Genomic DNA, 14,506 nt, shown 5'->3' with positions numbered 1-14,506 from the left:
TCCCTTCTTATTGTGTGCGTGCAGCTTTACGCCGCACACCCAAATAAGTTTTTAATATTATTTTTTCTTACGTCCACGAACGATAAGTTTGTCAGAAGATTTTTTACCACGACGAGTTTTCTTACCAAGCGTAGGTTTACCCCATGGTGACATTGGAGATGGTCTACCGATTGGAGCACGACCTTCACCACCACCGTGTGGGTGATCATTAGGGTTCATTACAGAACCACGTACAGTTGGGCGAACGCCTTTCCATCTAGAACGTCCTGCTTTACCAACATTTACTAATTCATGTTGTAAATTACCCACTTGACCAATTGTTGCACGACATGTAGATAAAATCATACGTACTTCACCAGATCTTAATCTGATTAATACATATTTACCTTCTTTACCTAATACTTGAGAGCTAGCACCAGCAGAACGAGCAAGTTGTCCACCTTTACCAGGTTTTAGCTCGATGTTATGAATTACTGTCCCAACTGGAATATTTTGTAATGGTAAGGCATTACCAACTTTGATATCTGCCTCAGCACCACTTTCGACAGTTTGACCTACTTGTAATCCTTTCGGTGCGATGATATATCGTTTTTCACCATCAGCATAAACTAATAATGCAATGTTTGCTGAACGGTTTGGATCATATTGAATTGAATCAACTTTAGCAGTGATTCCATCTTTGTTACGTTTAAAATCGATAACACGGTATTGACGTTTGTGCCCACCACCATGATGGCGAACAGTCAATTTACCTTGGTTATTGCGTCCCGCTCTTTTCGGTAGCGGTTGTAATAATGACTTTTCAGGTGTTGTTTTTGTGATTTCAGCGAAATCTAAAGTAGTCATATTACGACGACCATTCGTAATTGGCTTATATTTTTTAAGAGCCATTGTCGCTTACCTCCTTATTGGTAATTTTTTAGTTAAATAAATCGATTGAACCCTCTTTTAGTTTAACAATCGCTTTTCTTCTTTTGTTTGTATAGCCTTGGTAACGGCCCATACGTTTTTTCTTAGGTTTATAGTTGATAATATTTACACTGTCAACTTTAACGTCGAAGATTTCTTCAACAGCAATTTTAACTTGTGTTTTATTTGCACGAATATCAACATCGAAAGTGTATTTATCTTCTGCCATAGCTTCAGAAGATTTTTCAGTGATTACGGGGCGCTTAAGAACATCTCTTGCTTCCATTATGCGAGCACCTCCTCAACTTTTTTCGCAGCTGCTTCTGTAATGATTACACTGTCAGCGCTTGTTAGATCAAGTACATTTAATCCTTGAGCAGTTGTAACTTGAACACCAGGGATGTTACGTGCTGATAATTCAACATTTACATCTTCGTTTTCTGTTACAACTAATACTTTCTTAGGTTGTTCAAGTGTAGTTAATACATTTTTGAATTCTTTTGTTTTTGGTGCTTCAAAACCAAAAGTATCTACAATTGTAAAGCTGTTTTCTTGAACTTTAAAAGATAATGCAGAACGTAATGCTAAACGACGCATTTTCTTTGGCATTTTATATGCATAGCTTCTTGGTGTTGGTCCGAATACTACACCACCACCACGCCATTGTGGCGCACGGATTGTACCTTGACGTGCACGACCTGTACCTTTTTGTCTCCATGGTTTACGTCCACCACCACGTACTGCTGAACGATTCTTAACAGCGTGAGTACCTTGGCGTAATGACGCACGTTGTAAGTTGATAGCTTCAAATAGAACGCTATTATTAGGTTCGATAGCAAATACTGCATCGTTTAATTCAACTGAACCTGATTTTGATCCGTCTACTTTTAAAACATCATAATTAGCCATTATGCAATTTCCTCCTTTCGCTTCTTAATTATTTATTACCTTTTTTAATTGAAGTTGTGATCTCTACTAAACCTTTTTTAGGTCCAGGTACATTACCTTTTACTAAAATCACACTATTTTCAGTGTCAATTTGAACGACTTCTAAGTTTTGAACAGTAACAGTGTTTCCACCCATGCGTCCTGGCATTTTTTGTCCTTTAAACACTTTTGAAGCGTCTGACGCCATACCTACTGAACCTGGTGCTCTATGGAAATGAGAACCGTGAGCCATTGGTCCACGACCTTGTCCATGACGTTTAATAGCACCTTGGAAACCTTTACCTTTTGAAACGCCTGTAACATCAATGATGTCACCAGTTTCGAATGTATCAACTGAGACTTCTTGACCTACTTCGTATTCGTCAACGTTAACGTTACGGAATTCACGAATGAAGCGCTTAGGTGCTGTGTCAGCTTTTTTAGCATGACCTTCAGCTGGTTTATTAGCATATTTATTAGATTTAGAACCTTTCTTATATGCTTGTTTATCTTCAAAACCTACTTGGATAGCATTATAACCATCAACTTCTTCAGTTTTCTTTTGTAATACAACGTTTTGACTAGCTTCTACAACTGTTACAGGGATTAATTCACCATTTTCACCGAAAACTTGTGTCATCCCAATTTTTCTTCCTAAGATTCCTTTGGTCATCGAAAGTCCACCTCCTATATTGTTCTATTATAATTTAATTTCGATGTCTACACCTGATGGTAAGTTTAAGCCCATTAGAGCATCTACCGTTTTAGGTGTTGGGTTAACAATGTCGATTAAACGTTTATGAGTACGTTGTTCGAATTGTTCACGAGAATCTTTGTACTTATGCACAGCACGAATAATTGTATAAACTGATTTTTCTGTTGGTAACGGAATCGGTCCAGAAACATCTGCACCAGAACGTTTTGCAGTTTCAACAATTTTTTCTGCTGATTGATCAATCACACGATGATCATAAGCTTTTAATCTGATTCTGATTTTTTGTTTTGCCATAATTTTCCCTCCTTATTCGTCTACATTTAAGTGATAGACTTCTCCACGAAAACTATCTCACACAACGCCATGGCAAAGCGGCCGGGTGTGTCAGTAACCTTTCGCTTCATCGCTTTTCATAAAGTCCAACATTAGATATAATACATGAAAAACATTGATAATTCAAGGTTTTTCAGTAATCTTATATATAACTGTCTAACACATACTTGATAATTGTACTTTAAATGATGATGTTGTTCAACCATTTTAGAGAATTTTTTTTACTTTTTATTTTCTTTCACTAATCATTCTAAATCAAATCAATATTATTATTCTCAATTATTATATATAATAGTAGTTGAATGGGAGTGATAATATGAAAAATGGAGTGAAAATGTCTTTGGCAATCATAGGAGTCTTTCTTATTGTTTGTGAATTTTTCTATGGTATTCCATTTCTAGGAGGCAGTGTAATTCTAAGTTTTGGATGGCAACCATTGTTGTTTAACGCTCTTCTATATCTTGTACTCATCATTATTTTACTAGTGGATTCACAGAACTCAATTAAACCTATGTTTGTCATTCCATTCTTAGGCTTAATAGGGTCTTTCATAGCGTTCTTACCAGTGATAGGTATGGTAATTCATTGGATTTTATTCTTCTTAATGATTTTCTTTGTATTTATTGTCTTGGTTGCACCCACTTATATCCCTAATAAAAATGCGAGGGTCGTTTATACTCAATATAAAGAACGGATTAAAGAAGATAATGATTAAAATTCATACTAATATACAAAAAGGAGCTGAAACTTCAACGTTTCAACTCCTTTTTATTATTTATGAACGAATATAAAATATAATATGAACAAAGCCATTAAAAAGTACATAATAGGATGAACTTCTTTATACTTTTTAGTAATAATCATTGTTATTGGATAAAAAATAAATCCACATGCAATACCAGTGGCAATAGAATAAGACAATGGCATCATAATGATTGTAATAAAAGCTGGTACCGCAACTTCAAATTGCTTCCAATTTATATCAGCAAAATTAGCCGCCATCAGCACACCTACTACGACTAAAGCAGGTGTAGTTACTGCACTTGTTACAACTTCAATTAACGGACTGAAGAATAATGCTAATAAAAAACAAACACCCGTAACTATACTTGCAAATCCTGTTCTAGCACCTACAGCTACACCAGAAGTAGACTCAATATATGATGTTGTGGTAGTTGTACCAAACACAGACCCTACAATAGTCGCTAAAGAGTCAGAGAATAACGCTCTTCCAGCTCTAGGTAATTTGTTATCTTTCATCAATCCTGCTTGCGTGGCAACAGCTACTAACGTACCAGCTGTATCAAAGAAATCAATGAATAAGAACGTTAAAATAACAATTAGGAATTGAATTGTAAACAGTTGACCAGGATCTTTAAATGATTCAAATGCCGCACCAAAGGTTGGCTTGATACTTGGCACTTCTCCAATTATTCCTGATGGTGGATGGATTTGACCAGTTAGCATACCCGCTACGGCAGTTACAATCATACCTACAAAAATTGAACCAGGAACCTTCATAGCATATAAAATGACCGTAACAATAATTCCGAAAATAGCTAAAAGTACTGGTGCCTCAGTCAAATGTCCTAGTTTTACTAAAGTTGAATCACTTTTAATTATTATCCCTGAACTTTGTAACCCCACAAATGTGATAAATAAACCAATCCCTGCCGAAACAGCTAGCTTCATTTGATGAGGGATAGCATTGATAATAACTTCTCTTAAACCAGTAACAGTAAGTAATGCAAAGAATATACCAGAAAATAGAACACCTGTTAATCCCACTTGCCAAGGAATTCCCATAGTTAATACTACTGTAAAAGCAAAAAATGCATTCAACCCCATACCAGGTGCTAAAGCTATTGGATATTTAGCAATTAATCCCATAAATAATGATCCAACAAACGCTGCTAAAGCTGTCGCTACAAAGATTGCTCCTTGGTCCATCTTCATATCACTTGTTGCACCTTTTACACCAGCTAAACTTAAAATTTGCGGGTTTACAGCTAGAATATATGCCATTGATAGGAAGGTCGTAATTCCACCTAAAATTTCATTTTTATAACTTGTCCCATGCTTATCAAACTGGAAGTACTTTTTCACAATGAATGCTCCTTTATTTGAAATACTTTAATAGTTTAATATCAAATTTCTTAAAAAACAATACCAAAAACGAACTTTTTAGTCTGAAGTCACAAAGAAGTTCGATATTTATCTACAATTTGAGATTTTTCAGAGCATCTTTAAATGGATTATTATCGATTTCCTCTTTTTTATTTATATATTTTTTCATTTCCTTACGTGACACTTTACCATTCGTTTTATCTCTCATTCTTTTGTCCATTTGTGATTGAGTTTCTGTATGGCCACATACACATCTATAAACAGCTTCTTTTCCTTTACCGAATAAGGTCATTTTTTTCTTACAATTAGGGCAACGTGCATTGGTCTTTCGTTGAATATTTTTCTTAGTTTTACATTTTGGATCTTGACATACAAGCATCTGTCCATTTTTAGTTTTGACTTTAATCATAAACTTACCACATGTTGGACACTCAGTTGTTGTTAAATTATCATGTTTATATTTTTGCTCACTGCTTTTAATTTTATTTACCACTTTAAATGTAAAGTTTTTCATTTCTTGTATGAATTTCTGAGAATTATATTTCCCCTTTTCGATAAGCATTAATTTTTCTTCCCATTGGGCTGTTAGTATAGGTGAGGTTAATTCACTTGGAGACAATTCTAAAATTTGTTTTCCTTTTGATGTAACTTTAATTTTGCCATCTCGCGACTCTAAAGCATTCATGTTAAATAACTTTTCTATAATATCAGCCCTAGTTGCTACAGTTCCAATCCCCCCCGTATGTTTAAGTGTTTTTGCATACTTTTTATCATTCAAATCAATGTGATTTTGTGGATTCTCCATGGCTTTAAGTAATGAACCTTCATTAAAATATTCCGGTGCCTTTGTTTCATGTTCATGAATATCAATACGATGTACATTAAATAACTGACCTTCTTTAAAAGAATGCGTTAAAGTATTCGAAGAGGGGTTATCTTTTAAAGCTTTATATCCTAATTGTTTAGGTATTTTCTCTTTTAAAACAAAATGGTAACCTTTCAGTTGTGCATGGATTGTTAAAACTTCATATAAATAAGGATTCATTAAATTTTCTAAAAATCTTTCTGCTATTAGCATATAAATTTTAAACTCTCGTTGACTCAATTGTTCAATTGAAGGTCTAACTTCCGTAGGAATAATCGCATGATGATCTGAAACTTTTTGATTATTAAAAATATGCATTTTAGAAGAAAAGGTCTCAGATATTAAATCTCGAACATGAGATTTATAATCTGTAGCTAGAATTGCTCTTAACCGTTCTTGAATTGTATCGACCATATCATGTGTTAAATAATTAGAATCTGTACGGGGATAGGTTACTAACTTATGTCTCTCATATAAATGTTGTAATGTATTTAGTGTCTCCTTTGGCCCCATCTTGTAACGTTTATATGCCTCTTGTTGTAAATCTGTTAAATTAAATAAAGGTTGCGCGTAAGATTTCTTATTTTTTCCTTTAACTTCTAATATTTTTCCTTCTTGATGTTTAATTTCATGTTCAATCAATTCTAATTCTTTTTTATCTTTATATCGCTTTTGTTGGTTAAGATTTAAATCGTAACCATCAACATTAATGGATAACGTGTAATATTTTTCAGATTTAAAATAGTTAATCTCATCTTGTCTTGATTTAACTAACTGTATTGTTGGAGTTTGTACGCGACCTAATGATAATTGCGCATCATATTTTGTCGTTAGTGCACGTGTTGCATTAATCCCTACTATCCAATCTGCTTCACTTCGTGCAAGTGCTGCTTTATATAAATTTTGATACGCGTTGCCATTTTTCAACTGCTTAAATCCTTCTTGTATGGCTTTTTTTGTAACTGAACTAATCCACAAACGCTTGATTGGTTTTTTATTACCTACTTTATCTAAAATAAGACGAGCTACAAGTTCACCTTCTCGTCCAGCATCTGTTGCTATAATAATTTCTTTAACATTTTTATCTAAAATTAAAGATTTTACAACTTTAAATTGTCTATTTGTTTTACTAATCACTACTGTTTTCATTTTCTTAGGAATGATAGGTAAATCTTCTAAATTCCATTCTTTATATGAAGGGTTATATTGTTCAGGCGTTGCATTTGTCACAAGATGCCCCAATGCCCAAGTCACAATATACTGTTTCCCTTCTATATAACCATTACTTTTTTGTTGAAGATTCAAAGCATTAGCGATATCTCTTCCAACCGATGGTTTTTCAGCTAAGATTAAAGATTTCATTTTAATTTTCCTTTCACATTTATAAAGTACATCATGTTATAGAATTACATACATTGTAACATGTATCTTTTTGTAAATTAGTATATATAAAATTAATTAAGATAGTTATATATATGTACATATCTTGTTCAATCATATTATTCAAAAACTCATTATCTGTTATTATGAATATTTTCCTTACTAAAAATTTCAGCACTTTCAAGGTGTTGTTTTTTACTTCTTTTTTTAATTACTATAGAATGACTTCGAGTGTAATTGGGACACTTAATTTTGTTCTTAGGAGAGTGAGTAATAAGTGCAAATTGTAGATTTTTTGATAGCACTTTTACCAGCCCTGTTTTGGGGTAGTGTAGTCATTATAAATGTTTTTGTAGGTGGTGGACCATATAATCAGATTCGAGGTACAACTTTAGGGACACTTTTTATCGGATTTTCTCTACTAGGTACTGGACACGCAGCGTTTGATAATCTAACAGTAATTATTGTCGGTTTAGTATCAGGAGCTCTATGGGCTTTTGGTCAAGGAAATCAATTAAAATCAGTGCATTTAATAGGTGTATCTAAAACGATGCCTATTTCAACGGGTATGCAACTTGTCGGTACCACTCTATTTAGCGCTATTTTCTTAGGTGAATGGAGCACGATTGTTCAAGTAGTGCTGGGACTTATAGCAATGATTTTATTGGTTGTAGGTATTTCTTTAACATCACTTAAAGCCAAAAGTGAAGGCAAATCCGATAACCCGGAATTTAAAAAAGCAATGGGAATATTACTTCTATCAACAATCGGTTACGTAGGTTATGTAGTTCTTGGAGATATTTTTGGAGTAAGCGGTACAGATGCTCTCTTCTTCCAATCAATTGGTATGGCAATTGGAGGATTAGTTCTTTCAATGAACCATAATACTTCAATTAAATCTACTGCTTTAAATCTTATACCAGGTGTTATCTGGGGTATCGGTAACTTATTTATGTTTTATTCACAACCTAAAGTTGGTGTTGCAACTAGTTTCTCATTATCACAACTCCTAGTTATTGTTTCAACTTTAGGGGGTATCTTTATTCTAGGGGAGAAAAAAGATCGTCGCCAAATGATTGGTATTTGGTCAGGTATTATTGTTATAGTTATAGCTTCAATCATTTTAGGCAACTTAAAATAGAATTTTAAACTTTAGGGAGGTAACATAATGTTTGAAGAATTAGAAAATAAAGTGGTTCTTGTTACCGGAGCTGCCACTGGAATTGGCAAATCTATTGCTGAAAACTTTGGTAAAGCTAAGGCCAAGGTTGTTATAAATTACCGTTCTGATCGACATCATGATGAAATTGAGGAAATTAAACAAACTGTTGCTAAATTTGGTGGTCAAACATTGGTGGTACAAGGTGATGTTTCAATTGAAGAAGATATTAAACGAATGATTGAAACAACAATTAATCACTTTGGAACTTTAGACATTATAATTAATAATGCTGGATTCGAAAATTCAATCCCAACTCATGAAATGTCGATTGATGACTGGCAAAAAGTTATTGACATAAACTTAACTGGCGCCTTTGTTGGTTCAAGAGAAGCCATCAATCAATTTTTAAAGGAAAACAAAAAAGGTACTATTATTAACATTTCGAGTGTTCACGACACTATTCCATGGCCTAATTATGTACACTATGCCGCAAGTAAAGGTGGCTTAAAATTAATGATGGAAACAATGTCAATGGAATATGCTCAGCACGGTATTCGTATTAATAATATATCCCCAGGGGCAATTTTTACTGAACACACTGAAGAAAAATTTTCTGACCCAACGACGCGTGAAGAAACAATAAAAATGATACCCGCACGTGAAATTGGAAATGCCCAAGATATAGCTAATGCAGTACTATTCCTATCTTCAGATCTTGCAAGTTATATACACGGTACAACATTGTACGTTGATGGTGGCATGATGAACTATCCAGCATTTATGGGTGGTAAAGGCTAAGTTTCATTTTTTCAATTTTAACTAGAAATAAAGTGTCATCATTTGATAGTGAATAGTAGTCTTAAAAAGCATCAGTCATCGGCTGAATATAAGTTACAAGCTATAATAAAAAGCTATGAAGATATCTACAATGATATATTTCTTCATAGCTTTTTTTAGTTATATATAAATGAGCATATTGATTGTGCAATCAATTTTTATACAAATACAGCTTGATAAATATACAAAATGATAATGCTAATAATAATGGTTAAATTAGTTACCATTCCAACAAATGGTAATGTCTTATATTTGAATTGAATCGAATATGGTATGATTGCTACTCCTACTGGTAATAACCACGTTATAAGCAAGGTTGTTTTAATCATATCATCAGATACAGGTAATAAAAAGTGAACTAGTGTTCCAGCTAACACACCTAACCCGTAATGTAAACAAAGATATTTTATTGTTACAGGGAGGTATTCTCTCTCAATACTAAAATTAAGCATTACACCTAATAATATCATGGATAAAGGCATATTCGCCTTTGATAATACACTAAAGAAATCAATAGCTGGTTGCCATATATGAATATGAGACATATTCAATCCAAACATAATCATATAGGTTACTAATGGGACTGATTGAACTAATTTTTTTCCTAAAAATTTGAAGTTAAATTGGTCACTACCTTCGCTATAATAACTTCCTACAAAATAAGTAATACCAAACATGATAATGGCCCCACCAATATCAACCATTCCAAAATATATCATACCTTTAGATGGCCATATCGCTTCAACCAAAGGATATGCAAACAAACCAATATTCATAGATCCAGTCATCATACCAACAGAACCACGCATATGGTTATCATATTTTCTAAAAAACCAAATTACGATAATTTTAGCTACTATACCGTAAATAATCATCATTATAGGCAATATTGAAAAAGATACATCTAATTTCGCACTATTTAAGTTAACTATAACGAGTGAAGGTAATGTAACATTTAACACTAAAGTTGAAAGTACTTGACTATCAGTTGCTTTCAAGTAATTCATACGTTTAAGAAAATAACCAAGTGCTATTAATAATATAATTATGACAAATTGTTCAGTCACATTGATTCCTTCTTTCTAGTTTATACAAATGAGTACTTTGATATCGTGTCCCTCTTATTTAGAAGTATCGTATTTCGTGATATAATCTTTATTAAATGTAAAAATTACTACTATTAACCCTTTGAAGAGGAGAATGATACGATGGACTTGAATTCAAAGTTATCAGAACTTAAATATGATTATACACGATTACAAAACGATTTAGAAAAACGTGAGTCGCTTCATCAAGATATTGACCCTCTACTTAAACAACTTGAAAATATTGAACAAGAAATCGCCTATGTACGTTCAAAATTAAATCAACAATCCTAAAATTTAGCACGTTGATTGTTTAACCCATAAGTATAAATTTAAACTACAAAATTTATTAAAATTTTTTTGCCAATTTTAGATGACATTAGAATCTAAAAATCAATGTTTTAAACATTATTACCATATTGACAATCAATAAGCGATTTAACAAACACGTATTTCTAGAATTTTTAAATTTTGGTTTACAAAGCAACGTATAAAGCTACGACAACCAATTAATACGACTCATCTCTACTCGCATTCTAGTCATATGATTTTTATCGTGCTAATATATTATTCGTAATAGAAAGGGTGGCTTTTTATGAAACTTTATCTTATTTTATTGCCTGTTTTATACTTAATTGTTTCGTACATTAGTATTTTTAAAATGCATTCTGTCATAACTCGAATCTTGAGAATTGTTATGGGCATATTGTTACTATTTGTAGTTGCTTTGACGACGTTACAGTTCCCTAAAGAAAATTGGTGGGTATTTGTCGTTTTATTACTTTTAGTTGGTAATGTTGAAGTGACTGGTTTTAAGGAATTAAAAGATGATAAAAAAGGTGTTAGCATCTTAAATATCTTATCACTTTTATTATTTGTTATATTTATTATTTTAATTTTTATACTATATTAAAAAATAAAAACGACTTAGGTAAGTATAATCATCTTACCTAAGTCGTTTTTTACATATTAAACTTTTTAGTAAGTTTATTTTTCAAAGTGAATAAAATTTCGTACATAACCGGTACTACAAAGAGTGTGAGTAGCGTTGAAGAAATTAATCCACCTATTACTGTTGCAGCCATACCTTTAGAAATTAATATTGAACTGTCTTGACCAAATAACAACGGCACTAGTGCACCTATTGTTGCAATTGCTGTCATTAATATAGGTCTTATCCGTGTACCACCCGCTTCTATCAATGCCGATTTCATCGGCATACCTTGTTTTTCATTGTTAATGACACGATCGATTAATACTATAGCATTCGTAACAACGATACCAATTAACATAAGCATACCTATTAAACTTGGAACTGAAATGGTTTCTCCAGTAATGATGAGTGCCAGTACTACACCGATAACCGTAAATGGTAATGAGAACAAGATCGTAAATGGTGCCAAACCACCTCTAAATGTAATAACTAAAATTAAATAAACTATGATAATTGCTGCTATCATCGCCATTGCAAGCTGAGAAATTGCCTTATCAATGTCATCAGTAGCACCGCCGACATTAATTTTAATATGATTAGGTTTCTCAAGATCTTTCACTTTAGCCATGACTTGTTGAGATTTACCACCCACATCTTTATCAGTCACTTTACCTGTAACAGTCGTAGCATAATCGCCATCTTCTTGAGTCAGTTTACTTGGTGTATATGATTTTTTGAGAGATGCTATTTCACTAAGTTTAATCGTACCGCCCGTAGGCTTATTTAGTTTAATGTTTTTAATTTTTTTAGAAGACCAATCTGTTTGCTTATTTTGTTTGACCTTTACATCGATAGATTTACCCTTTTCATTAACTGTAGAAATTGTTTTCTCAGGTAAGTTTTCATTAAGATTCATCGCAAGTTGTGCAGCAGAAATACCATTATCAGCAGCTTTATTTTGGTCAACTTTTATTTCATATTGGTCATACGTCTGTGATAAATCAGATTTAACATTCGTTATGCCTTTAATATCAGTCATCATTTTCTCTACACGGTTGACTGTATCTTTCATTGCACTTGTATTAGGTCCTTTGACAGTTACTTCAACAGAATTATTACCTGCTCCTGTTCCTAAATCTTGATTTTTCCATTCTCCAGGTTGTTTAAATGTCTCGATATGTTTAAGTACTTTATCAGGCTCTTCGTCAAAATTAGGCGTGTCAGATTGATATTTAATCATAATTGCCATGCTGTTAGTACTACCGGTAGGATCTTGTGGTGTAGGACCACCTATAGAATATTGAACAGTTTCTACTTTATCTTTTTTATCTAAATAATTTTGTACTTTTTCAGCATGTTGTGTCACAGATTTCTGTGTTTCTCCAGGTTTTGGAGTATATGTTAGAGCTAAAAATTTATTATCTCCAGTTGAAATATAACTCGTTCCTAGATTTCTTGCGCCTATGACCACACTTCCAACTAAAATAAAAATACTAACTATAAGCACAATCCATTTATGATTAAGTGACCAATTCAAAGCGCTTCGATAGGCTCTCCCAACTGCTCCTAGACCTCCCTTTTGTTCCCTATTTTTAACGCCATTTTTAAAAAATGTTGCACCTAAAGAAGGCACTAGGGTAATCGAAACAAGTAGTGAAGCTAATAAACTAAAAGTAATAGCTAGCGCAAATGGTCTAAACATTTCACCTACTGAACCTGACACAAACACTAGTGGTAAAAACACTACAATAGTAACAAGGGTCGATGACATAATAGGTTTAAATACTTCTCTAGTAGCGCTTATAATTAAATTTTCCCCTTTGAGCTTCTCATTCGGATCAGATAATCTTCTAAATATATTCTCAACGACAACTATAGAATCATCTATAACTCGCCCGATTGCAACCGTTAATGCACCTAAAGTAAGAATATTTAATGATACGTTGCTTAATTTTAATGCTATGAGCGCAATTAATATTGACATTGGTATAGATACAATTGAAATAGCTGTAGTTCTTATGTTTCTTAAAAACAGAAGAATAACAATAATAGCAACGATCGTACCGAGAGCGGCCTTTTCAACCATAGTATAAAGAGAATCTTCAATAGGTTTAGCAGTATCCATAGTTTTAATAGATTTCATTCCACTCTCATTACGTACAAATTCATCTACTTTTTTCTGAACTTCTCTCGCAACTTGCACAGTATTAGCATCTTGTGATTTCATAATTTGTAAGTTAACAGCATCTTTTCCATTTGTCTTGGATATAGAAGTACGTTCATCACCGACACTAATATCTGCTAAATCTTTAAGTGGTACAGATGGCATTTGGCCTTTTTGTGCCATATGAGTTGAACTATTAGTCGAGCGAGTATTATCACTTGGCATTAGACTATCACTGTCGGAATCGCTATCATTTTGTACAGATTGTCCAGAAATAGATAAAGGGATTTTAAGATTTTTAAAAGCGTCTACAGATTTAAATTGACCATCAACAATAATAGATTTATTACTCTTATTAAATTGGAAAAGTCCTAATGGCGTTTCACGTGTAGCTGTTTTTATATAGTTCTCAACATCATTTGCAGTTAAACCTTTTTCATCTAAATTTTTTTGTTTAAACTTTAACGATACTTCACGATTAGTTTGACCGTTTAATTGTGCATTTTGCACACCATCAATGGTTTGCAATTTTGGTACGAGCTGTTGATTTAACTTATTAGTAACGTCTTTTAACTTTTGATTATTACTTGAAAAAGAATATGCCACAATTGGAAAAGCATCCATAGAGTTCCTTGTTAATTCAGGTTCACCAACGCCGTCTTTAAACTTAATTTTATCGATTTCTTTTTTTAATTGTTCTTCAGCTTTATCCATATCTGTACCATTATCATATTCTACAGTTACTATAGAAGCATTTGGTATAGATTCGGTCTTCACACTATTTACGTAGGCCAACGAACGTACTTGATTATCAATCTTGCTACTTATTTCATCTTGTGTTGACTGGGGTGTTGCTCCAGACATTGTAGTTTGAACTGAAATAACTGGATTTTCAACATCTGGTAATAATTCAAGTTTTAATTTGGCGCTTGAATAAACACCACCTAATATAATTAAAACTACCATCAAAAAAATAGCGAATTTATTACCTAACGAAAATTGTAATAATTTTTTAATCATGCAATTTTTCCTTTCTTATAAAAAAATCTGAACGCTCTCAATTTATCA

At 32.9% G+C, this 14,506-nt stretch carries 14 protein-coding genes; 5 read left to right on the top strand and 9 right to left on the bottom strand.

The annotated features are described in order from the left end of the window. Window positions 1–57: 57 nt before the first annotated feature. From rplB to rpsJ, 5 genes are read right to left on the bottom strand one after another with little or no spacing between them, the layout of a single operon-like run. The gene (rplB, locus tag NST35_RS03230; RefSeq protein WP_002447329.1) at window positions 58–891 is read right to left on the bottom strand and encodes a 50S ribosomal protein L2; all 834 of its coding nucleotides are present in this window, start codon (window positions 889–891) and stop codon (window positions 58–60) included. A gap of 28 nt (window positions 892–919) precedes the next feature. After that, the gene (rplW, locus tag NST35_RS03225) at window positions 920–1,195 is read right to left on the bottom strand and encodes a 50S ribosomal protein L23 (protein WP_032604482.1); all 276 of its coding nucleotides are present in this window, start codon (window positions 1,193–1,195) and stop codon (window positions 920–922) included. Next, window positions 1,195–1,818 carry a 50S ribosomal protein L4 gene (gene rplD, locus NST35_RS03220; protein WP_001829775.1) on the bottom strand — a complete coding sequence of 208 codons (624 nt, stop codon included), beginning with the start codon at window positions 1,816–1,818 and terminating at the stop codon, window positions 1,195–1,197. The genes rplW and rplD overlap by 1 nt, the downstream gene beginning before the upstream one ends. Before the next feature lie 28 nt (window positions 1,819–1,846). After that, window positions 1,847–2,509: a 50S ribosomal protein L3 gene (rplC, locus tag NST35_RS03215; protein WP_002447328.1), complete on the bottom strand. Its 663-nt coding sequence runs from the start codon at window positions 2,507–2,509 to the stop codon at window positions 1,847–1,849. A 27-nt stretch (window positions 2,510–2,536) separates the two neighbouring features. Beyond that, on the bottom strand, window positions 2,537–2,845 hold the full coding sequence (rpsJ, locus tag NST35_RS03210; RefSeq protein ID WP_001118667.1) for a 30S ribosomal protein S10: 309 nt from the start codon (window positions 2,843–2,845) through the stop codon (window positions 2,537–2,539). Window positions 2,846–3,200: 355 nt separating this feature from the next. On the opposite strand from rpsJ, the gene NST35_RS03205 reads away from it, so the two are divergent. Beyond that, entirely contained in the window at window positions 3,201–3,599 is a 399-nt protein-coding gene (locus NST35_RS03205; protein WP_002447327.1) for a hypothetical protein, read from the top strand. A gap of 56 nt (window positions 3,600–3,655) precedes the next feature. On the opposite strand, the gene NST35_RS03200 is transcribed toward NST35_RS03205, so the two are convergent. Beyond that, window positions 3,656–4,990, bottom strand: a complete 1,335-nt coding sequence (locus NST35_RS03200) for an NCS2 family permease (RefSeq protein WP_002447326.1) — start codon at window positions 4,988–4,990, stop codon at window positions 3,656–3,658. A gap of 112 nt (window positions 4,991–5,102) precedes the next feature. After that, a complete protein-coding gene (locus tag NST35_RS03195) occupies window positions 5,103–7,238 on the bottom strand; it encodes a DNA topoisomerase III (RefSeq protein ID WP_002457943.1) in 2,136 nt (711 codons plus the stop codon). A 295-nt stretch (window positions 7,239–7,533) separates the two neighbouring features. Between NST35_RS03195 and NST35_RS03190 the strand changes: the two genes are divergently transcribed. Together NST35_RS03190 and NST35_RS03185 are read left to right on the top strand one after the other, a co-directional pair. After that, window positions 7,534–8,397, top strand: coding sequence for a GRP family sugar transporter (locus NST35_RS03190; protein ID WP_002457944.1), 864 nt, complete (start codon window positions 7,534–7,536; stop codon window positions 8,395–8,397). A gap of 27 nt (window positions 8,398–8,424) precedes the next feature. Continuing rightward, window positions 8,425–9,216 (top strand): glucose 1-dehydrogenase, encoded by a 792-nt coding sequence (locus tag NST35_RS03185; protein ID WP_002457945.1) that lies wholly within the window; start codon window positions 8,425–8,427, stop codon window positions 9,214–9,216. Window positions 9,217–9,413: 197 nt separating this feature from the next. Here NST35_RS03185 and NST35_RS03180 read toward each other — a convergent pair whose 3' ends face one another. Continuing rightward, window positions 9,414–10,322, bottom strand: a complete 909-nt coding sequence (locus tag NST35_RS03180; protein ID WP_002457946.1) for an AEC family transporter — start codon at window positions 10,320–10,322, stop codon at window positions 9,414–9,416. A gap of 141 nt (window positions 10,323–10,463) precedes the next feature. Here NST35_RS03180 and NST35_RS03175 point away from each other — a divergent pair, with 141 nt between their 5' ends. After that, window positions 10,464–10,634 carry an SE1832 family protein gene (locus NST35_RS03175; protein ID WP_002447321.1) on the top strand — a complete coding sequence of 57 codons (171 nt, stop codon included), beginning with the start codon at window positions 10,464–10,466 and terminating at the stop codon, window positions 10,632–10,634. A gap of 301 nt (window positions 10,635–10,935) precedes the next feature. After that, window positions 10,936–11,253, top strand: coding sequence for a membrane stabilizing protein MspA (mspA, locus tag NST35_RS03170; RefSeq protein ID WP_002438539.1), 318 nt, complete (start codon window positions 10,936–10,938; stop codon window positions 11,251–11,253). A gap of 49 nt (window positions 11,254–11,302) precedes the next feature. On the opposite strand, the gene NST35_RS03165 is transcribed toward mspA, so the two are convergent. Continuing rightward, window positions 11,303–14,458, bottom strand: a complete 3,156-nt coding sequence (locus NST35_RS03165; RefSeq protein WP_002457947.1) for an efflux RND transporter permease subunit — start codon at window positions 14,456–14,458, stop codon at window positions 11,303–11,305. Between the last annotated feature and the right edge of the window lie 48 nt (window positions 14,459–14,506).

This window comes from Staphylococcus sp. FSL W8-0304, assembly GCF_038006565.1.
GTDB classification, from domain to species: Bacteria; Bacillota; Bacilli; order Staphylococcales; family Staphylococcaceae; genus Staphylococcus; species Staphylococcus epidermidis.
This window is presented reverse-complemented; position numbering and strand designations above follow the sequence as displayed.

Bases quoted from the DNA above. Each gene is read 5' to 3' on its own strand.
- rplB (WP_002447329.1), bottom strand. From the start codon at position 891: ATGGCTCTTAAAAAATATAAGCCAATTACGAATGGTCGTCGTAATATG.
- rplW (WP_032604482.1), bottom strand. From the start codon at position 1,195: ATGGAAGCAAGAGATGTTCTTAAGCGCCCCGTAATCACTGAAAAATCT.
- rplD (WP_001829775.1), bottom strand. From the start codon at position 1,818: ATGGCTAATTATGATGTTTTAAAAGTAGACGGATCAAAATCAGGTTCA.
- rplC (WP_002447328.1), bottom strand. From the start codon at position 2,509: ATGACCAAAGGAATCTTAGGAAGAAAAATTGGGATGACACAAGTTTTC.
- rpsJ (WP_001118667.1), bottom strand. From the start codon at position 2,845: ATGGCAAAACAAAAAATCAGAATCAGATTAAAAGCTTATGATCATCGT.
- NST35_RS03205 (WP_002447327.1), top strand. From the start codon at position 3,201: ATGAAAAATGGAGTGAAAATGTCTTTGGCAATCATAGGAGTCTTTCTT.
- NST35_RS03195 (WP_002457943.1), bottom strand. From the start codon at position 7,238: ATGAAATCTTTAATCTTAGCTGAAAAACCATCGGTTGGAAGAGATATC.
- NST35_RS03185 (WP_002457945.1), top strand. From the start codon at position 8,425: ATGTTTGAAGAATTAGAAAATAAAGTGGTTCTTGTTACCGGAGCTGCC.
- NST35_RS03175 (WP_002447321.1), top strand. From the start codon at position 10,464: ATGGACTTGAATTCAAAGTTATCAGAACTTAAATATGATTATACACGA.
- mspA (WP_002438539.1), top strand. From the start codon at position 10,936: ATGAAACTTTATCTTATTTTATTGCCTGTTTTATACTTAATTGTTTCG.
- NST35_RS03165 (WP_002457947.1), bottom strand. From the start codon at position 14,458: ATGATTAAAAAATTATTACAATTTTCGTTAGGTAATAAATTCGCTATT.